Origin of the sequence: Bradyrhizobium manausense (assembly GCF_018131105.1) — a bacterium.
In the GTDB taxonomy this organism is placed as follows: domain Bacteria; phylum Pseudomonadota; class Alphaproteobacteria; order Rhizobiales; family Xanthobacteraceae; genus Bradyrhizobium; species Bradyrhizobium manausense_B.
Genome location: NZ_JAFCJI010000002.1, coordinates 628,787 through 648,505 on the forward strand (window position 1 = coordinate 628,787; position 19,719 = coordinate 648,505).

The 19,719-nt window shown below is 63.5% G+C and carries 20 protein-coding genes; 13 read left to right on the plus strand and 7 right to left on the minus strand.

The genetic code is table 11. The annotated features are described in order from the left end of the window. Positions 1 to 70: 70 nt before the first annotated feature. A complete protein-coding gene (locus JQ631_RS23255; RefSeq protein ID WP_212329609.1) occupies positions 71 to 1,423 on the plus strand; it encodes a malonyl-CoA decarboxylase in 1,353 nt (450 codons plus the stop codon). A gap of 140 nt (positions 1,424 to 1,563) precedes the next feature. Here JQ631_RS23255 and tarD read toward each other — a convergent pair whose 3' ends face one another. The 5 genes from tarD to JQ631_RS23280 all read right to left on the minus strand — a co-directional run bounded on the left by tarD (position 1,564) and on the right by JQ631_RS23280 (position 5,480). After that, positions 1,564 to 2,733, minus strand: a complete 1,170-nt coding sequence (tarD, locus tag JQ631_RS23260; protein ID WP_212329611.1) for a D(-)-tartrate dehydratase — start codon at positions 2,731 to 2,733, stop codon at positions 1,564 to 1,566. Between the two features lie 133 nt (positions 2,734 to 2,866). Beyond that, a complete protein-coding gene (locus JQ631_RS23265; protein WP_212329613.1) occupies positions 2,867 to 3,124 on the minus strand; it encodes a DUF3297 family protein in 258 nt (85 codons plus the stop codon). Then, positions 3,121 to 3,597, minus strand: coding sequence for a glutathione peroxidase (locus tag JQ631_RS23270; RefSeq protein WP_212329615.1), 477 nt, complete (start codon positions 3,595 to 3,597; stop codon positions 3,121 to 3,123). The genes JQ631_RS23265 and JQ631_RS23270 overlap by 4 nt, the downstream gene beginning before the upstream one ends. 2 nt (positions 3,598 to 3,599) lie before the next feature. Then, positions 3,600 to 5,000 carry an amidase family protein gene (locus JQ631_RS23275; RefSeq protein ID WP_212329617.1) on the minus strand — a complete coding sequence of 467 codons (1,401 nt, stop codon included), beginning with the start codon at positions 4,998 to 5,000 and terminating at the stop codon, positions 3,600 to 3,602. Between the two features lie 222 nt (positions 5,001 to 5,222). Next, a complete protein-coding gene (locus tag JQ631_RS23280; protein ID WP_212329618.1) occupies positions 5,223 to 5,480 on the minus strand; it encodes a DUF6894 family protein in 258 nt (85 codons plus the stop codon). Between the two features lie 248 nt (positions 5,481 to 5,728). On the opposite strand from JQ631_RS23280, the gene pqqA reads away from it, so the two are divergent. The 10 genes from pqqA (at position 5,729) to JQ631_RS23330 (ending at position 15,939) form a co-directional block, all read left to right on the plus strand. Beyond that, positions 5,729 to 5,809 carry a pyrroloquinoline quinone precursor peptide PqqA gene (pqqA, locus tag JQ631_RS23285; RefSeq protein WP_007595659.1) on the plus strand — a complete coding sequence of 27 codons (81 nt, stop codon included), beginning with the start codon at positions 5,729 to 5,731 and terminating at the stop codon, positions 5,807 to 5,809. Positions 5,810 to 5,927: 118 nt separating this feature from the next. Then, positions 5,928 to 6,857 (plus strand): pyrroloquinoline quinone biosynthesis protein PqqB, encoded by a 930-nt coding sequence (pqqB, locus tag JQ631_RS23290; protein WP_212329620.1) that lies wholly within the window; start codon positions 5,928 to 5,930, stop codon positions 6,855 to 6,857. After that, positions 6,854 to 7,633, plus strand: coding sequence for a pyrroloquinoline-quinone synthase PqqC (gene pqqC / locus JQ631_RS23295; protein WP_212329622.1), 780 nt, complete (start codon positions 6,854 to 6,856; stop codon positions 7,631 to 7,633). Before pqqB ends, pqqC begins: the two co-directional genes overlap by 4 nt. A 12-nt stretch (positions 7,634 to 7,645) precedes the next feature. Continuing rightward, positions 7,646 to 7,957 (plus strand): pyrroloquinoline quinone biosynthesis peptide chaperone PqqD, encoded by a 312-nt coding sequence (pqqD, locus tag JQ631_RS23300; protein ID WP_212329624.1) that lies wholly within the window; start codon positions 7,646 to 7,648, stop codon positions 7,955 to 7,957. Continuing rightward, a complete protein-coding gene (gene pqqE / locus JQ631_RS23305; RefSeq protein ID WP_212329631.1) occupies positions 7,954 to 9,147 on the plus strand; it encodes a pyrroloquinoline quinone biosynthesis protein PqqE in 1,194 nt (397 codons plus the stop codon). The genes pqqD and pqqE overlap by 4 nt, the downstream gene beginning before the upstream one ends. Continuing rightward, entirely contained in the window at positions 9,140 to 10,123 is a 984-nt protein-coding gene (gene pip / locus JQ631_RS23310; protein ID WP_212329633.1) for a prolyl aminopeptidase, read from the plus strand. Before pqqE ends, pip begins: the two co-directional genes overlap by 8 nt. 27 nt (positions 10,124 to 10,150) lie before the next feature. After that, the gene (locus JQ631_RS23315; RefSeq protein WP_212329634.1) at positions 10,151 to 10,828 is read left to right on the plus strand and encodes a DUF4286 family protein; all 678 of its coding nucleotides are present in this window, start codon (positions 10,151 to 10,153) and stop codon (positions 10,826 to 10,828) included. A 308-nt stretch (positions 10,829 to 11,136) separates the two neighbouring features. Beyond that, positions 11,137 to 12,936 (plus strand): FAD-dependent oxidoreductase, encoded by a 1,800-nt coding sequence (locus JQ631_RS23320; RefSeq protein ID WP_212329638.1) that lies wholly within the window; start codon positions 11,137 to 11,139, stop codon positions 12,934 to 12,936. Further along, on the plus strand, positions 12,906 to 14,753 hold the full coding sequence (locus JQ631_RS23325; RefSeq protein ID WP_212329639.1) for a 2-oxoacid:acceptor oxidoreductase subunit alpha: 1,848 nt from the start codon (positions 12,906 to 12,908) through the stop codon (positions 14,751 to 14,753). Before JQ631_RS23320 ends, JQ631_RS23325 begins: the two co-directional genes overlap by 31 nt. A 130-nt stretch (positions 14,754 to 14,883) precedes the next feature. Next, positions 14,884 to 15,939, plus strand: a complete 1,056-nt coding sequence (locus JQ631_RS23330) for a 2-oxoacid:ferredoxin oxidoreductase subunit beta (RefSeq protein WP_212329640.1) — start codon at positions 14,884 to 14,886, stop codon at positions 15,937 to 15,939. A 163-nt stretch (positions 15,940 to 16,102) separates the two neighbouring features. Here JQ631_RS23330 and JQ631_RS23335 read toward each other — a convergent pair whose 3' ends face one another. Further along, positions 16,103 to 16,552 carry a DUF4399 domain-containing protein gene (locus JQ631_RS23335; RefSeq protein ID WP_212329641.1) on the minus strand — a complete coding sequence of 150 codons (450 nt, stop codon included), beginning with the start codon at positions 16,550 to 16,552 and terminating at the stop codon, positions 16,103 to 16,105. A gap of 17 nt (positions 16,553 to 16,569) precedes the next feature. Next, positions 16,570 to 18,102 carry an SUMF1/EgtB/PvdO family nonheme iron enzyme gene (locus JQ631_RS23340; protein WP_212329650.1) on the minus strand — a complete coding sequence of 511 codons (1,533 nt, stop codon included), beginning with the start codon at positions 18,100 to 18,102 and terminating at the stop codon, positions 16,570 to 16,572. 412 nt (positions 18,103 to 18,514) lie between these two features. Here JQ631_RS23340 and JQ631_RS23345 point away from each other — a divergent pair, with 412 nt between their 5' ends. Continuing rightward, complete coding sequence (locus tag JQ631_RS23345) at positions 18,515 to 19,135, plus strand: hypothetical protein (protein ID WP_212331544.1); 621 nt, start codon at positions 18,515 to 18,517, stop codon at positions 19,133 to 19,135. A 30-nt stretch (positions 19,136 to 19,165) separates the two neighbouring features. Next, on the plus strand, positions 19,166 to 19,630 hold the full coding sequence (locus JQ631_RS23350; protein WP_212329652.1) for a DsrE family protein: 465 nt from the start codon (positions 19,166 to 19,168) through the stop codon (positions 19,628 to 19,630). Positions 19,631 to 19,719: the final 89 nt, after the last annotated feature.

Sequence of the window (19,719 nt, forward strand, 5' to 3'; positions counted from 1 at the left end):
TTGTGATCGGCTTCCGCCTAAATCCCGTGTAAGCTTCCGCACCGCACAAACCCGGATTTGAAAAGCCCAGATGGCCAATGCCTATTTCTCCGACCTGCTCGCCACTATCTCCGAGCGCGGCCGCACCCTGCTTCGCCGCGGCGATAGCACGGATACCAAGCAGGATGCCGACGGGCTGATCGAGCTCTGCGGCGCGCTGCTGTCGGGCCGGGGTGAGGCCTCCGGCACCGCCATGGCGCGTGAGGTGCTCGACATCTACCGGAAATTGGATGACGCAGGCCGCCGCGCCTTCTTCGAAGGGCTGGTGCGAGATTTCGGCCCGGACCACGAGCGCCTGACCAAGGCGATCGAGAAGTGGCGCGCCAAGCCCGGCGACGAGGACGCCAGCTCGCTGCATTTCGCCTCGGAGCCGCGGCGGCAGGAGTTGATCCGCCGGCTCAACCGGGCGCCCGGCGGCACCAGCGATCTCGTTGCCATGCGTGCGGATCTGCTCCGTATGAAGAACGGACACACCGATCTCGCCGCACTCGACCGCGACGTCTCGCATCTTCTCTCTTCGTGGTTCAACAGGGGGTTTCTCGTGCTGCGCCGGATTGACTGGTCGACTCCGGCCAACATCCTCGAAAAAATCATCCGCTACGAAGCCGTGCACGAGATCAGCGACTGGGACGATCTGCGCCGCCGCATCGATCCGGTCGACCGTCGCTGCTACGCCTTCTTCCATCCCGCGATGGTCGACGAACCCCTGATCTTCGTCGAGGTGGCGCTGACCGAGACGATCCCCGGCGCGATCGCGCCGCTGCTCACGGTCGATCGTCAGTACCTTCCGATCGAGAAGGCACGCACCGCCGTATTCTATTCGATCTCCAACACCCAGCGCGGGCTCGGCGGCATCTCCTTCGGCAGCTTCCTGATCAAGCAGGTGGTGGAAGAGCTGCGCCGCGAGACTCCAAAACTCGACACTTTCGTGACGCTGTCGCCGGTGCCTGGCTTCATGCCGTGGATCAAGCAGGACAACGACCTGCCGCTCTCGGACGAAGACCGCGAGATCCTCAAGCGCCTCGACGATCCCAAATGGTTCGAGAACCCGGAGACGACCACGCAGTTGCGCAACGTGATCGAACCGCTCGCGGCCCACTACTTCCTCAAGGCGCGCACGTCGAAGGGGCGCCTGATCGATTCCGTCGCCCGTTTTCATCTCGGCAACGGCGCACGGCTGGAGCGCATCAACTGGCTGGGTGACCTCTCGCCCAAGGGCCTGCGCGAGTCCGCCGGCGTGATGGTGAATTACGTCTATCGTCTCGACGACATCGAGAAGAACCACGAAGCCTACGCCAATGACGGCGAGGTCGTGGCCTCCAGCGCAGTGAAGAAGCTGCTGAAGGGCGAAGGACGACGGTTGCTGGATATGCGGTTGTCGTAGGGGCTCGTCGTTGCGAGGAGCACTAGCGACGAAGCAATCCAGAGTGCCACTGCGGAAAGACTCCGGATTGCTTCTCCGAGCAATGACGGAGTGTGTGGCTTCTGCCGTTCGATGACGTCAAGCGTCGGTGGAGTAGCGGCCTACTCCGCCAGCGCCTTCATCTCCTTGTAGAGATCCGACTTGCCTTCGAAGCCGATGCCCGGAAGATCGGGCATGGTGATGTGGCCGTTCTCGACGCGGACGCCGTCGGGGAAGCCGCCGTAGGGCTGGAACAGGTCCGGGTAGCTTTCATTGCCGCCGAGGCCCAGGCCGGCGGCGATGTTGAGCGACATCTGGTGGCCGCCATGGGGGATGCAGCGGCTGGGGGACCAGCCGTGGGTCTTCAGCACTTCCAGCGTGCGCTGGTATTCGCAGAGGCCATAGGACAGCGCACAGTCGAATTGCAGCCAGTCGCGGTCGGGGCGCATGCCGCCGTAGCGGATCAGATTGCGGGCGTCCTGGTGGCTGAAGAGATTCTCGCCCGTCGCCATCGGGCCCGGGTAGAATTCGGCGAGAGCTGCCTGCAGCGCGTAGTCGAGAGGATCGCCGACCTCCTCGTACCAGAACAAGGGATAGTCGCGCAGCATCTTGGCGTAGGCGATGCCGGTCTCGAGGTCGAAGCGGCCGTTGGCGTCGACGGCGAGCTGCGCGTCCTTGCCGATCTCCTTCAGCACCGCCTCGATGCGGGTGCGATCGTCTTCAATCGACGCGCCGCCGATCTTCATCTTGACGACGTTGTAGCCGCGGTCCAGGTAGCCGCGCATCTCAGCCCGCAGCATCGAGAGATCCTTGCCGGGATAGTAATAGCCGCCGGCGGCGTAGACGAACACGCGCGGATTGGCTTTGACGCCGTGACGCTCGGCGAGCAGGCGAAACAGCGGCTTGCCGGCGATCTTCGCCACCGCATCCCACACCGCCATGTCGATGGTGCCGACCGCGACCGAGCGTTCGCCGTGACCGCCCGGCTTCTCGTTGGTCATCATCGCGCCCCAGACCTTGTCGGGGTCGAGATTGTCGCCGCTCGCATTCAGCAGCGACTTCGGATCGGCTTCCGTGATGCGCGAGGCAAAGCGTTCGCGGATCAGGCCGCCCTGCCCGTAGCGGCCGTTGGAATTGAAGCCATAGCCGACGACACGCTTGCCGTCGCGGACGACGTCGGTGACGACCGCGACGAGGCTCGTCGTCATCTTGGAGAAGTCGATATAGGCGTTGCGGATGGGGGAAGAGATCGGCTTGGTGATCTCGCGGACGTCGACGATGCGGACGGACATGGGGGCCTCGATGGTTATTCTCGTCATTGCGAGCGAAGCGAAGCAATCCAGTCTGTCGCTGCGGAAATAGTCTGGATTGCTTCGTCGCAAGAGCTCCTCGCAATGACGAGGAGAGAGTGTGCGCGCGACGCGCTTACTTTTTATCCCGGAAGTACGGCTCCACCGGCCCGTGCACCTTGATGGTCAGCTGATTGCCGTAGCGGTCCTTGGCATTGCCGGCGGCGACGCGGACCCAGCCTTCGCTGATGCAGTACTCCTCGACATTGGTCTTCTCGACGCCCTTGAAGCGGATGCCGACGTCGCGCGACAGGATGTCCGCGTTGTAATAGGGGCTGTTGGGGTCGACCGACAGGCGGTCCGGAAATTCGTCGCTCATTGATGTCTCGCTCATAACAGGGTCTCGATCTTCTGCCGCAATCCTTCCGGCCGCGCGGTCGGCGCGTAGCGCGCGATCACCTGGCCGGCACGGTCCACCAGGAATTTGGTGAAATTCCATTTGATGGAGGCGCCCAGCAGTCCGGATTGCTGGCGTTTCAGGTACTCATACAAGGGATGGGCGTGGGCGCCGTTGACGTCGATCTTTTCGAACAAGGGAAAGGTGACGTCGTAGTTGGTGGAGCAGAACGCGTGGATCTCGGCTGCCGGTCCCGGCTCCTGCGCGCCGAACTGGTTGCAGGGAAAGCCGAGCACCGCGAAGCCGCGCGGCGAGAGGTCGCGATGCAGATCCTCGAGCCCGCGATATTGCGGCGTGAAGCCGCATTTGCTCGCGGTGTTGACGATCAGCAGCACCTGCCCCTCGTAATGACGCATCGACACCTCATCGCCGGCAAGCGAATTGGCCTTGAAGTCGTAGATCACCGACATCGCTAACCCACGGGATCGATCGGCGACGGCGGCACGCCGCCCGCCTCGATCGCTTCGCCGGCGAGAAGACAGAGATCCTCGCGGTAGCGGCCGGAGACGATGTGCACACCGACCGGCGCCTTGCCGACGAGACCGGTCGAGACGACCAGGCCCGGCAGCCCCATGAAGGGCGTGGCGATCTGCGGCATCTGCGCTTCCCAGACCCGCTCGAAGGACTCAGCATCCTTGCGGTCGAGATGATCGGGGAACGGCAGCTCGCCCGAAACAGGCGTCAGCACCACGGCGTATTTTTCAAAGAACACCATCCAGTCGCGTGTGAACGTGGCACGGCGCGTCAGCGCTTGCGCGTAATTCGCCTGGTCCATCGGCGTGACCTTGGCGCGGTTGCCGCGCAGGCACGCCAGCGCGCCGGGATCGCCCTCGCGCTCCGCCATTTCCAGCTGCGCCTCATAGGCTTCCCCGAGCCAGAGTTTTCGCTGCCACTCGACGGCTTCGCGCATCGGCGGGGTGTTCTCGATCACATCGACGGTCCAGCCCGCACGCTCGAGCCGCTTGCCGGCATCGGTCACGGCGGCCTTCACTTCCGGCGTGGTCGCGAGGCCATCCGGGTTGAGGCAGATCGCGGCGCGCTTCGGCACGACCGGGCCTTGCAGCGGCGCCGGCACATACCAGGGATCGCGCACATCGCGCGCCGACATGGCGGCGAGCGAAATCCTGAGATCGTTGACCGTGCGGGCGAGCGGGCCGGACACCGCCATGATCTGCGGCCCGATCGGGCGCTCCGGCAGCGCGGGATTGAAAGCGGGGATGCGGCCCAGGGTCGGGCGGAGGCCATGCACGCCGCAGGCATAGGCGGGATAGCGGATCGAGCCGGCGATGTCGGTGCCGTGGGCGATATGGCCGATGCCGGCCGCAACCGCCGAGCCGGCACCGCCGGACGAGCCGCCCGGGGTCAGCGAGGCGTCGCGCGGATTCTTGGTGTCGCCATGGACGAGGTTGGTGGTGAACCAGCGGTAGGAAAAGGCCGGGCAATTGGTGCGGCCAAGGAGAATGGCGCCCGCTTTGCGGAAATTGGCGACCACCGGATTGTCCTCGCGCGCAATCAGGTCGCGCTGCAGCTTGAGGCCGTTGGTGGTGGCAAAGCCCTCCTGGTCGACATTGGCCTTGATGGTGACGGGCACGCCGGCCAGCACGCCGGGATCTTCCCCCCTGGCGATGGCAGCATCGACCGCGTCAGCCTGCTTGAGCACATCCTCCGGCCGGTGGTCGATCACCGCGTTGAGCGCGGGATTGACCGCGTCGAGGCGCGCGAGGCCGGCCTTTGCGGCCTCCTTTGCCGATACTTTCTTGGACCTGACGAGGGTGGCGAGGTCGGCGGCCGACAGGCGCCAGAGATCTTGCATGGCTTGCTCCGTGTGACCGGCGTCTTTTAACGCCGGGATCGCAGCAAAGCCATGCGGATTTCGCAGGGAGGAAGGCGTCCGGGCGCGCGGATTTCCGCGTTCTTCGTCATTGCGAGGAGCCCTTGCGACGAAGCAATCCAGACTGCCTCCGCGGAGACACTCTGGATTGCTTCGCTACGCTCGCAATGACGGGGATCGAGCGGCACGCCTCGCCAGCCCGCCTCAATGCCGCGTCGCTGATGCGTCCGGCATGTCCAGCAGGGCCTCGCTGAAGGGAAACTCCAGCACGATCTCGCCGTCGTCGTCGGTCACCTCGATGACCGCCTCGAGCAGGGCCGGCTGGGCGCCTTCGGACTTAACCACCTCCAGGATCATCTGGCGGGCGACCTCCCATGCGCGATCAGGGTTGCGCAGATCCTCGCCATCAGGATCCACGATCAATTCATCGCCGATACGGGTGTTGAAGAAGTATTTGGGCATCACGAGATCCAGCTAAAGGCGCCTGTACCGGATTGAAACCTGCACTGCACTCACAACTGCTTTATCAGGACAGGGTTCGCGACCGAATGCGCCCAGGGCAAGGCTATATCGGCAGAAATGGTGTTCCCGTCGTGCTTTCCGCAGCGCAACATGGCCGTTCTCGGGAAAATTTCACTGGCGAACTTTTGCGCGCGCAGTAACTTAGCCAACGGGCGGACACGTCCGAATTCGCGAAATGGAGAGCCAAAATGGCCTGGAAAGCCCCGAAGATCGTCGAAGTGCCGTGCGGCATGGAAATCAACATGTATGTGAGCGCCACCCGCAAATAAGCGGTTGGTGAGTATGCGTTCTGCGCAGGTGGGTCTTTCGGTCACGATCGGTTTCCGAATGATGGAAACTGTGTCGGCCTGAGATCCACCTCGCGACGTTGCCTCCAGGAGACGGATCATGCTTCGCGTCGTCGTCCTGGGCGCCGGGGCTGGCGGCGGAGTCCCGCAATGGAATTGCGGTTGCGAGGGCTGCCGGGCGGCCCGCACCTTTGGACATGAGCTTTATCGAACCCAGGCCTCGGTCGCCTTCAGCGGCGACGGCGAGCACTGGTTCCTGATCAACGCCTCGCCTGATCTGCGCCAGCAATTGAATGCCACGCCGCAGCTGCATCCGAAGGCAGGCGCGCTGCGCCATACGCCTGTATCAGGCGTGATCCTGACCAACAGCGAAGTCGATGCGGTGGCGGGCCTGCTATCGATGCGCGAGGGCTCGCCCTTCACGGTCTATGCGCATGAAAAGGTGCTGGCGATCCTGGCCAGCAACAGCATCTTCAATGTGCTCAACGAGAAGAACGTCAGGCGTCAGCCTATCGACATCCGCGAGCCGTTCGAGCCGCGATTGCCTGATGGTGCGCGCTCAGGTCTCGAAGTGATGCCCTTCGCTGTGCCGGGCAAATCGGCGTGGTATCTCGAAGGCAAGGCGCATCCCGGTGGCGAGAGCGGCGACGGCGATACGCTGGGCCTGAAGATCACCGACAAATCGACCGGCAAGTGTTTCTACTTCATTGCCGCCTGCGCCGAGGTCACCGATGCGCTCAAGGCCGAGATCGACGGCGCTGCGCTGGTGTTCTTCGACGGCACGGTCTGGCAGGACGACGAGATGATCAAGGCCGGGCTCGGCCACAAAACCGGCAAGAGCATGGGCCATGTCGCGATGTCGGGCGCCGACGGCGCGATCGCGCGGCTCGCCGATCTCAAGCTCGACAGGAAGATATTTCTGCATATCAATAACTCGAATCCGGCGCTGCTGCCTGATACGCCTCAACGCAAGACGGTCGAGGCCGCGGGCTGGCAGATTCCCGCCGATGGAACGGAGATCGTGCTGTGAATGCCGCGTTGATGACTGGAATGACTGCGCTCTCTGTCGGCAAGGACATCCGCCTCAACTCGGCCGAAGAGCTGGAAGCGACGCTGCGCCATATCGGCGCGACGCGCTATCACAGCCTGCATCCGTTCCATAAGCTCCTGCATGGCGGCAAGCTGAACAAGGGCCAGGTGCAGGCCTGGGCGCTGAACCGCTACTATTACCAGAGCACGATCCCGATCAAGGATGCGGTGGTGATCTCGCGCTTCCGCGACCGCGCCACGCGGCTGGAATGGCGCCACCGCATCGAGGACCATGACGGTGATGTCGGCTCCGAGGGCGGCATCGAGCGCTGGCTGAAGCTGACCGAAGGCCTCGGTCTCGACACGGCCTACGTGGAATCGACCGAAGGCATTTTGCCGGCGACGCGCTTTGCGGTGGAGGCTTACGTCCACTATTGCCGCGAAAAGAGCCCGCTGGAGGCGATCGCCTCCTCGCTCACCGAGCTGTTCGCGCCGAACCTGCACGAAGAGCGCATCTCCGGCATGCTGGAGCACTACGACTTCGTCAATCCTGATATCATGAGCTACTTCAAGCGCCGCCTCGCGCAGGCGCCGCGCGACGCCGGGTTTGCGCTCGACTATGTCAAGGCGCACGCGACGACGCCGGAACAGCGCGCGCTTGTGTGCAACGCGCTGATCTTCAAGACCAACGTGTTGTGGGTGCAACTCGACGCGCTCCAGCACGCCTATGTCGAAGGCAACATTCCGCCGGGCGCGTTCGTGCCCAAAGCGGGTTGAGGGAATAGAACGATGGCCGGGCCGCGGAACATCAGCGTCAGCGAGGCAAGCCGCCCCGTGCTGCCGCGGCATGCCAAGCTGAAATATGACGAGACGCGGAAAGTCTGGGTGATCCTGGCGCCGGAACGCGTGCTGGCGCCTGACGAGATCGCGGTCGAGGTCTTGCAGCTCTGCGACGGAAAGCGCAGTGTCGGCGACGTATCCGATCTGCTGGCGGCGAAATACGCGGCCCCTCGCGAGGCGATCCTCACTGATGTCATCGTCATGCTGCAGGACCTTGCCGACAAGGGCTTCCTCACCGAGATCAGGGAGAAGACGCCATGAGCGATGTGCTCCCGACTATTCCGCCTGATACCAGCGACAGCCTCGCGGTGCTCGAGAAGAGCCGCTCGACGGCAGAGACATTTGGTATTCCGCTCGCGGTGCTGCTCGAGATCACCCATCGCTGCCCGCTGCAATGTCCGTACTGTTCCAACCCGGTCGAGCTCGATCGCTCCGGCAAGGAGCTGACCACGGACGAATGGAAGAAGGTGCTGAGCGAGCTCGCCGAGATCGGCGTGCTGCAGGTGCATTTCTCCGGCGGCGAGCCGACCGCGCGGAAGGACCTGGTCGAGCTGGTCAAGCATGCAAGCGACGTCGGGCTCTATACCAATCTGATCACTTCGGCCGTGCTGCTGACGCGCGAACGGTTGAGCGAGCTCGCGGACGCCGGGCTCTGCCATGTCCAGATCTCGTTCCAGGGCATCGAAGAGGGCCTCGCTGATCGCGTCGCCGGCTACAAGGGCGGCCATCGCAAGAAGCTCGAAGTCGCGAAATGGACGCGCGAACTCGATCTGCCGCTCACCGTGAACGCGGTGATGCACCGGCAGAACTTGCATCAGCTCCCCGACATCATCCAGATGTCTGTCGATCTCGATGCCGACCGGCTCGAGGTCGCCAATGTCCAGTATTACGGCTGGGCGCTGAAGAATCGCGCTGCGTTGATGCCGACGGTGGCGCAGCTCGAGGAATGCACCCGCATTGTCGAGGAGGCGCGCGAGCGGCTGAAGGGCACGCTCGCGATCGACTACGTCGTTCCCGATTATTACGCGCTGCGCCCGAAGAAATGCATGGGCGGCTGGGGCCGGCAGTTTTTCAACATCTCGCCGGCCGGCAAGGTGCTGCCCTGCCACGCCGCCGAGAGCATCACCGGGCTCGACTTCGAGTCGGTCCGCTCCAACCATTCGATCGCCTGGATCTGGCAGAACTCCGACGCCTTCAACAGATATCGCGGCACCGGCTGGATGAAGGAGCCGTGCAAGAGTTGCGAATTCCGCGAGATCGATTTCGGCGGCTGCCGCTGCCAGGCCTTCGCGCTCACCGGTGACGCCGCCAACACCGATCCGGCCTGCGCGCTGTCGCCGCTGCACGAGACCATCTTCAAGCAGGCCGAGCGCGAGGCCGAGGGCGAGACCAACCGCTTCCTCTACCGCAATTTCGCCGGCGGCACTCCGGAATCCGACAAGAATGCCTGACGCCGACGCAGGCACGTCCGCCAGACGCGCCGATCCCTTTGCGCCGCTGACCTCCGACATGCTCGACGTCGGCGACGGCCATGAGCTCTATGTCGAGAGCGTCGGCCGCGCTGACGGCACCCCCGCGGTCTATCTGCATGGCGGCCCCGGCAGCGGCTGCCAGCCCGATCATCGCCGGTTGTTTGATCCCGAGCGTATGCATGCCGTGCTGTTCGACCAGCGCGGCTGCGGCCGTAGCCGCCCGAAAGGATCGCGCGAGCACAACACGACGGCGCATCTGATCGCGGACATGGAAAAGATCCGCGAGAAATTCGGCTTCGAACGCTGGATGGTGGTCGGCGGCTCCTGGGGCGCGACGCTGGCGCTGGCGTACGCGCAGGCCCATCCCGAGCGTGTCTCCGGCATTGCGCTGCGCGCGACCTTCCTGGGCACGCAGGCCGAGGTCGAGACTGCCTTCACCTCGCGGCTCGCACAATTCTATCCGGCGCTGCACGAGGATTTTCTCAGCGTGCTGCCGCCGGAGGAGCGCGCGCGACCTGTGGAAGCCTATTATCGCCGCATCCTCGATGCGGATCCCGCCGTGCATGGACCGGCCTCGCGCGCATGGCATGACACCGAGCGCGCTCTGTCGGAGCACAAGGCGGCCAAGACGCGCATCGATCTCGCTTCGCTGAACGTCTGGCGCACGCTGCCGGCAACGCCGTTCATGGAGGCGCATTATTTCGTCAACAACTCCTTCATGAGCGAGGACCAGTTGCTGCGAAACGCTGGGCGGCTCGCCGGCATTTCCGGCATCATCGTGCAGGGCCGCTACGATCTGCTGTGCCCTCCCGAGACATCGCAGGCGCTCGCGAAAGTGTGGCCGGGTTCCGAGGTCAGGATCGTGGAAGAAGCCGGACATTCGCTCTATGATGCCGGCGTGCGGGACGCGGTCATGAAGTCGATCGCCGACCTCGCGTCGAAGGCCGCGCGCTAGCGCGCGCAAGCAAGGACAGCAAGAACGATGCCGCTCGCCGGGACAGGCATGCTGCTGACATCGATGAACATCGATGCAGCGGAAGAGGCCGATTTCAACCGCTGGTACGATCGCGAACATCTGGAAGAGCGCGTCGCGATCGAAGGTTTCCTGGAAGCGCGGCGCTATGTCGCGCACGCCGCCAATCCCAAATATCTCTCGCTGTATTCGACCGCGACGCTGGAGGTGCTCGACAGTCCCGCCTACCGCACGCGTCTCGCCAACCAGACCGAATGGTCGCGGCGAACCATGGCGCATTTCAAGAACATGCTGCGCGTGGTCGCGCGCATCACCATCAGCAAGGGCACCGGCCGCGGCGCCGCGCTCGGCCTCGTGCGACTGCGGCCCACCGTCGACAACGCCGCCGCCTGGCGTGATGCCCTGCAATGGAAGCTGGCACCGCAGGATCGCGAAGGCATCATCTCGATGCATCTGCTCGAAAGCGAACCGGAATTGTCGGGCGCGACGGCCGACATTCCGGCGGTACGCAATGAAGGCGCGCGCGACTGGTTCGTGCTGATCGACGGCACGCATGTCGGCGCGGTCTCGGCCGTCATTGCCGAACGCTTCACCGGCCCCGCCGCTGCGCCCTTCCCGCTTCCCGTCTCCGTCGGCACCTATGCGCTGATGTGGGACCTCGCGAAGAGCGATATCGCGCGCGGCTGACGTGACGCCGTCATTGCAATCCAGACTATCCCTGCGGAAACGATTCTGGATTGCTTCGCTGCGCTCGCAATGACGGGGATGGAGCACCGCAACATATTGCACCGCCACATGAACGCGCGCGGCTGTTAATGCTGTCCGCGCGCAGCTCCTATGAAAGCGGGGAAGCGCGAAAATTTGCCGTTGTACTTCGGAGCGGTTCTAATAAGCTAACCCAATGACGTCATTCAGAAACCAGATCGAGCCGCGTTAAGCGTCCGACAAGCTCAAAGAGGCCGCCGGGTCTTTGAGCCTGTGCGGACAGGGTAGGAATGAAACCGACCGATATCGCGGCCCCCGACTACTTTCACAAAGTGGTCGATTGCCAGTGGGCCTGTCCTGCACACACCCCGGTTCCCGAATACATCCGACTGATCGCACAAGGCCGCTACAGCGACGCCTACATGATCAATTGGAAATCGAACGTGTTTCCCGGAATCCTGGGACGCACCTGCGATCGTCCGTGCGAGCCGGCGTGCCGCCGCGGACGCGTCGAGGAAACGCCGGTGGCGATCTGTCGCCTCAAGCGCGTCGCCGCCGACTTCAAGGACGACATCACACAGCGCCTGCCGCATCCGACCGCGAAGAATGGCAAGCGCGTCGCCTTCGTCGGCGGTGGTCCGGCGTCGCTGACTGTGGCGCGCGACCTTGCGCCGCTCGGCTATCACTGCACCGTGTTCGACGGCGATCCCGAAGCCGGCGGCATGATGCGAACGCAGATCCCGAAATTCCGTCTGCCCAATTCCGTCATCGACGAGGAGACCGGCTACATCCTCAATCTCGGTGTCGAGTTCAGGGGTGGTCACCGCATCGAGAGCATGAAGGCGCTGCTCGCCGAGAAATACGACGCGATCTTCGTCGGCTCCGGCGCGCCGCGCGGCCGCGAGCTCGACATTCCCGGCCGCAAGGAAGCAGCCGCCCACGTCCATATCGGCATCGACTGGCTCTCATCGGTGTCGTTCGGTCACACCGACAAGATCGGCAAGCGCGTGATCGTCCTCGGCGGCGGCAACACCGCGATGGATTGCTGCCGCACCGCGCGCCGTCTCGGCGGCGAGGATGTGAAAGTGATCGTACGCTCCGGCTTCGAGGAGATGAAGGCCTCGCCCTGGGAGAAGGAGGACGCGATCCACGAGGACATTCCGATCCTCAACTTCCTCGTCCCCGTCGCCTTCATCCACGACAACGGCAAGCTCACCGGCGTCACCTTCCAGAAGGTGAAGGCCGAATATGATGCCAAGGGCAAGCGCAATTTGGTGCCGTCGGGCGAGCCGGACCAGACCATCGAGTGCGACGACGTGCTGGTCGCGGTCGGCCAGGAGAACGCCTTCCCCTGGATCGAGCAGGACTGCGGCATCGAGTTCGACAAGTGGCACATGCCCAAGGTCGATCCCCAAACCTTCGTCTCGACCAACCCGAAAGTGTTCTTCGGCGGCGACGCCGCGTTCGGCCCGAAGAACATCATCTGGGCGGTGGCGCAGGGCCACGATGCCGCGCTGTCGATCCACAAGCTGCTCTCGGGCGAGGACATCACCGAACGGCCGCTGCCGGAGGTGCAGATCTCTTCGCAGAAGATGGGCATCCACGAATGGAGCTATGACAACGACATCTCCATCGACAAGCGCTTCAAGGTGCCGCATCGCGACAAGGTGATCGCGCTGAAGGACATCCGCACCGAGGTCGAGCTCGGCTACGACGTCAAGCTCGCGCTCGGCGAAGCCCATCGCTGCCTGAATTGCGACGTCCAGACGGTGTTCTCAACCTCGCTCTGCATCGAGTGCGACGCCTGCGTCGACATCTGCCCGATGGATTGCATCACCTTCACGCAAAATGGCGAGGAAGACGATCTGCGTCATCGCCTGAAGGCGCCCTCTCCGCATCCGGACCAGGATCTTTACGTGTCCAGCGACCTCAAGACCGGGCGCGTCATGGTCAAGGACGAGGACGTCTGCCTGCATTGCGGGCTGTGCGCCGAGCGTTGTCCCACCGGTGCCTGGGACATGCAGAAATATTTCATCGAGATGACTCACGCAGGTTCGACATGTCCGACAAAAAGCCGATCAGCAGCGTAAACGACTTCGTCGTCCGCTTCGCCAACGTCAACGGCTCGGGATCGGCCAGCGCCAACGAGATGTTTGCGCGCGCGATCCTGCGCCATGGCGTGCCGGTGTCTCCGCGCAACATCTTCCCCTCCAACATCCAGGGCCTCCCGACCTGGTACGAGGTGCGCGTCACCGAGGACGGCCATCTCGGCGCCCGCGGTGGCGTCGACCTGATGGTCGCGATGAACCCGCAGACCTGGGACAAGGACGTCGCCGGCATCGAGCCGGGCGGCTATCTGTTCTACGATTCCACCAAGCCGATGCCGTCAACCAAATTCCGTGACGACATCACCGTGATGGGCGTGCCGCTCACCGCGATCACCAACTCGACCTATACCGATCCGCGCCAGCGCCAGCTGTTCAAGAACATCATCTATCTCGGCGCGCTCTCGGCGCTGCTCGACATGGACCCGAAGTTGATCGAGCAGCTGATCGGTGAGCAGTACAAGGGCAAGGAGAAGCTCTTGTCCTCCAACGTCCATGCGCTGCATTTGGGCCGCGATTGGGCGCTGCAGAACCTGAAATGCCCGCTCGGATTGCGCATCAAAAAATCCGACAAGGTCGGCGACCGCATCTTCATCGAAGGCAACAGCGCCGCCGCGCTCGGCGCTGTCTATGGCGGCGCGACCGTCTGCGCCTGGTATCCGATCACGCCGTCCTCCTCGGTGGCGGAAGCCTTCACCGCTCATTGCAAGAAGTACCGGCACGATCCCAAGACCGGACAAGCGAAGTACGCCATCGTGCAGGGCGAGGACGAGCTGGCTTCGATCGGCATCGTGATCGGCGCGTCCTGGAACGGCGCGCGCGCCTTCACAGCGACCTCCGGCCCCGGCATCTCGCTGATGACCGAGTTCATCGGCCTTTCATACTTTGCCGAGATCCCGGCCGTGATCATGAACATCCAGCGCGCCGGCCCCTCCACGGGCATGCCGACCCGCACTCAGCAGTGCGACATCATCGCCTGCGCCTATGCTTCGCATGGCGACACCAAGCATGTGCTGCTGTTCCCGGAAGACCCGGCTGAAGCGTTCGAGTTCGCGGCTGCCGCCTTCGACCTCGCCGAACGGCTGCAAACCACGATCTTCCTGATGCTCGATCTCGACATCGGCATGAACCACCGGCTCTGCCGCCCGCTGAAGTGGGACGACGCCAAGCAGTATGACCGCGGCAAGGTGATGACCGCGGAGATGTTGGAAGAAGGCCGCGACTTCGGCCGCTATCTCGACGTCGACGGCGACGGCATCCCCTACCGCACCTATCCCGGCACGCATCCCACCAAGGGCTCGTATTTTACCCGCGGAACGTCGCGCGACCGCTATGCGCGCTATTCCGAGGAAGGCTCTGTTTACGCCGACAACATGCAGCGGCTCGTGCGCAAGTTCGAGACGGCGCAGGACCTCGTGCCGCGACCGCTCCAGGCCAATGCGGAACGGCCGACCAAATATGGCGTGATCTATTTCGGCTCGACTTCACCGGCGATGGACGAAGCGATCGGATTGTTAGAGGCGCGTGGGCACCAGCTCGATCGCCTGCGCATCCGCGCCTTCCCGTTCCACTCGAGCGTGGCGAGCTTCCTCGCCGAGCACGACTTCGTCTACGTCGTAGAGCAGAATCGCGACAGCCAGCTCCGGCAGCTCATCGTCAACGAGAACGGCATCGATCCGGTGCGGCTCGTGCCCATTGTGCATTACGACGGCACTCCGATCACCGCCCGCTACATCGCAAAAGCCATTGGCGACCACCAGGATCACCTCAAGGTGACCCCGCTCCGCAAGGCCGTGTCATGACTTGCGCGTCACTCTCTCCGTCGTCATGCCCGGGCTTGACCCGGGCATCCACGCCTTTCTTCCTTGCCGCCAAGACGTGGATGGCCGGGACAAGCCCGGCCATGACGGCCTTGGAATCGCAGGTGCTCTGATGACCTATATTGCCAAGCCGAAATTTCATCATCCCGGGCTGAAGAAGAACGACCTCGGCTATACGCATCGCGATTACGAAGGAAAAATCTCGACGCTGTGCGCCGGCTGCGGCCATGACTCGATCACGGCCTCGATCATCGAGGCCTGCTACGAGCTCTCGATCGAGCCACACCGGGTGGCAAAGATCTCCGGCATCGGCTGTTCGTCGAAAACACCGGATTACTTCCTTGGCAATTCGCACGGCTTCAATTCCGTGCACGGGCGCATGCCCAGCGTCTTGACCGGCGCCAACCTCGCCAACCGCGATCTGATCTATCTCGGCGTCTCCGGCGACGGCGATTCCGCGTCGATCGGCTTCGGCCAGTTCGCGCATTCGATCCGGCGTGGCGTCAACATGACCTATATCGTCGAGAACAACGGCGTGTACGGCCTGACCAAGGGTCAGTTCTCGGCCACCGCCGACCGCGGCTCGAAGTCGAAGAAGGGCGTCACCAACACCGACAACGCCATCGACCTCGTCGCAATCGCGCTCCAGTTAGGCGCCACCTTCGTCGCGCGCTCGTTCTCCGGCGACAAGAGCCAGCTGGTGCCGCTGATCGCAGCCGCAATCCGCCACAAGGGCGCGTCCTTCATCGACGTCATCAGCCCCTGCATCGCCTTCAACAACCATGCCGGCTCGACCAAGAGCTTTGATTATGTCCGCGAGCACAATGACGCCGTGAACCGGCTCGATGTGCTGGTCGGCCGCGATCCGATTGCGGTGGATTATGCGCCGGGCACGGTGCAGGTGGTCGAGCAACATGACGGCAGCAAACTCGCGCTGCGCAAGATCGACGCCGATTACGATCCGCATGACCGGCTCGGCGCCCAGACCTTCCTCGCGAAGCACGCCGCCAAGGGCCAGATCGTCACCGGGCTGCTGTATGTCGACCCCGATGCGGAAGATATGCACGCGCATCTGAACACGGTCGAGACGCCGCTCAACACGCTGGAAGCCGACACACTTTGTCCGGGCTCGTCAGTGCTGGACAAGATCAACGCCAGCCTGCGTTAGGAACCGGTATCGCGATTCCGAGGCGCGCTCGTGCCCGAGCGCGCCTTAGCTTTTGGACCAAAGCGACGGCTTTCCGTCCGTCTTGTTTTGCCATGGTCAGCCCGCAGGCAGGAGCAGCGCCAATTTCAGCGCGCCTCCCGGGCGAAAGCTCAGCCTGCGTTGATCATTTGCTCCGCGCTGAGACGGGGTGCCTGACGCGCACGGTGATCTTCTCCGACACGACGGGTGGATCGAACGGATAGTGCTTGGCATCGCCCAGCACCAGTTGAAGGGTGTGGGTCCCGGGCGGGAGTTCCAGAAACGTTTCGGTCTGCCCCGCCCCGAAATGCAGATGCGATTTGTCCTGAAGGATCGGCTCCTTCGGATCGATGGGGTCATTGACGTCGACCAACAAATGGTGATGACCGGCGTTCTGATAGTCGTCGCCGGCATGCGTCACGCCCATGTTGCGCAAACCGAACCGGACCCAAAATCCGCCGCGGACCTTCTGTCCGTCAGATGGGGTGATGAAGTAGAGCTTTGCATCCTTGGGAGCGGTCTTGCCTTGCGCGAGTGCTGCGCCCGGAAGCAACGCAAGCGCCATCGACAACGCGATGCAACGAAGGATTTGCATCAAACCTACTCCCCTGCTCAAGGACTGAGCGCCACCCGGAATCCATGCGTCGGATAGCGGACATTGGTGTCGTAGCCATCGCGATTGGATGGCCGCACATATCTCGAATCGTTCTTCCACGAGCCCGAGCGCAAGACATGCGATGTACAATCCCCGCCATTCCATGCTGAGCCATCACCAGGCGCGCCCTGGTAGGTTTTGTGCCAGCAGTCCTCGACCCACTGGTCGACGCCTCCACCCATGTCATGGAGTCCGAATGGATTCGGCTTGAAGCTGCCGACCTTCGCCGGCTGCTCCGCCGCGAGGTCACCGCAATCCTTGCATCCGGCCATGCCCGGCTGGAGCTTGTCGCCCCACCAATATTTGGTCTGCGTTCCGCCTCGAGCGGCGTATTCCCATTCGGCTTCGCTCGGAAGCCGATACGGCTTTTTCGTCGCTTCCGCGAGATAGGCCGCGTATTGCTGCGCGTCGGTCCAGCTCACATTGCTGATCGGCGCATCGTCCTTGCCGCGGGCAACGAAACTGCACGCCTTCGCAGCGGCGCATTCGTTCCATTCACGTACAGTCACCGGATACTTGCCGATTGAAAATGGCTTCATCGTCACCTGGTGGATAGGCCGTTCGGTTGGGTCGTCATTGCTTCCCATCGCGAAGCTGCCGCCGCGAATGGCGATCATCTCGGGTTCCAGGACCGGGGCCGCTGTCGGCTGGCTGGGCGCCGGAGTGGGTGACGGCGGCGCCGACGCCAGCGAGGGAGACGGTTGCGGTGTCTGCGTCGCCGCCTCGCGCGGTGACGGCTGCGGGATCGGTGATGCCGCCGGAGTAGCGGTCGGCGTCGCGGCCTGCTCGCCCACCCTGCCCTTGGGCTGCGCCAGGAGATACCAGAGCACGCCCGTGGCAATCACCAGCAGTGTGATGCTCAGGAGAAAGAGCAAAGTATTCTCGCGCCGGCCGCGTGTCCTGCCGACAGCATCGGCGTCCGGCAGCACGCGATAGACCCGCACGGGATCGGTGATGTTCTTGACCTTGCGATCCCCGAGCGACTCATAGCCGCACACCACCTTGTGCTTGATCTGCTCGTAGATCGCGCCCGAAATGTAGACCTGACCAGGCTCGGCAATGCCCTCGATGCGCGTGGCGATGTTGACGCCATCGCCGTAGACGTCGTCCGGTTCGACGATGACATCACCGAGATTGACGCCAATTCGGTATTCGATCCGGGATTCCTTTGGAATCGAGGCATTGCGGCCGACGAGGTTCTGCTGAATGACGATGCTGCAGCGAACGGCCTCGACGGGGCTGTCGAAAATGGCGATGAAACCATCGCCGGTGGTCTTCACCAGACTTCCGTGATGCTCGACGATGCTGGGTTCGATGAGGTCCCGCTCGATCCGCTTGACGCGGACATGCGTGCCTTCCTCGTCGGCCTGCATCAAGCGACTGTAGGATGCGATGTCGCCGACAATGATGGCCGCGAGACGACGAGGCATTGCACCGTGCGGGGGCGGCTCGTTGTGATTCCCGGATCTGAAGTTGCGAATTTCGCCCATTGCGGGGGACTCCACCAACCTACAAGAGGCGGTCCCAGCCTACGACTTCGAGAAGCAATCGCGTGTGAACGCTATCACATTAACGATCTGGAACAACGTCGAAGGATTCGCCGACAGCGAGTTCCGGAGAGCAGGAGCTTATGAGGTGCCTGAACCTTCCTGACCCAATCTGCGACTAAGGCAACGCTCGGAGCGGCCGTTTCAGCTCCGGGGAACGACTTTCGGGCATTTTCACCGCCTCCAGGCATCTGCAACGATCCGGGGTATCCGCGCCCCTGCTGCGCAAAGCCTCGAACCTTGCGCGAGGCTGCGGGAAGGACTGCCGATGAACGCGCGGCGCGCGGCCTGCGACTAACCGCCAACTGGCCCTTCCCGATGCGGGCCGCCCATGGCTGAAGCCCCGGTGTTCATCATGAAGCTTGCGCTGATCCTTCCACTGGCCCTTGTGGCCTTCATCGGCGCCGCCCGGGCCGAGGAGGCCGGCGACATCCACGAGGCCACCCCGGCTGAAGCCGAGGCCTTCAACGCGCGCATCTATGCAGGCCCGCCGGGCAAGACGGCCTATGCCTGCTTCGTCCGCCGCTACGACGCAGAACATCTGGCGCAGCATCCGAAGCAGAAGGTGGCGTCGATGAAGCTGCTGGTCTCGGCGGAGACCTACGAAGTGGACAATCAGTTGCGCAACTCGTTCCGGCTCGGCTTCCGCTATCGCAACCGCAGCAGCGATTTCGACTCCAGCGGCTCCTGCCACCACGCGGTGTTCACCAAGGATGGCGACGAGGTCCGCCTCGGCTGCGGCGTCGATTGCGAGGGCGGCGGCGTCGGCATTGCACTGTCGAAGGACGACAAGTCGGCCATCGTGCGGCTCGAAAGCATCAGGATCTGGCGGCATGACAAGCCGACTGAAGACGAAGACCGCACGCTGGTCGCGGGCCAGGACGACGGGATTTTCCGGCTCGACCGGGTCGACAACCGCGAGTGCGCCGCACTGGCCTACGATCGCAAGGAACTCGCCGCGCTGCGCCACAAGTGATATGTCTCCGGCAACGAGCAGGAGATCATCATGAACCGCCGGAACATCTTGTGGAGCACCGTCTCGGCGCTGGGCGCAGCCTTTGCCGCCTCGCCCGCCAAAGCCGCGACTGAAAAGGCCGCGACCGAGGCCACCAGGTCGGACAAGCTGAAGGTGGTCTATCACCTGGCCGACGCCGACAAGGTCAATTTCGTACTCGGCAACATCCAGAACCACATCGACGGAGTCGGCGGCCCCGACCACGTCACGCTCGCGCTGGTGATCCACGGGCCGGCGCTGAAGGCGTTTCACTCGGCGCAGGCCAACCCCGATGTCAGCAAGCGGATCGGCAATTTCGCCAAGGACGGCGTCGAGCTCGCCGCCTGCGGCAACACGATGAAGGCGCAGAACATCACGCTGACGGATCTGCTGCCGGGGTTCGTGAGTGCGGAGAAGGGCGGCGTGGTCCGCCTCGCCGAGTTGCAGTCGCAGGGGTATCTGTATTTGCGGCCGTGAGGGGGCGACTCCGCCCTCTCTTCCGTCATTGCGAGCGAAGCGAAGCAATGCAGGCTGCCTCCGCGGTGACGGCCTGGATTGCTTCGTCG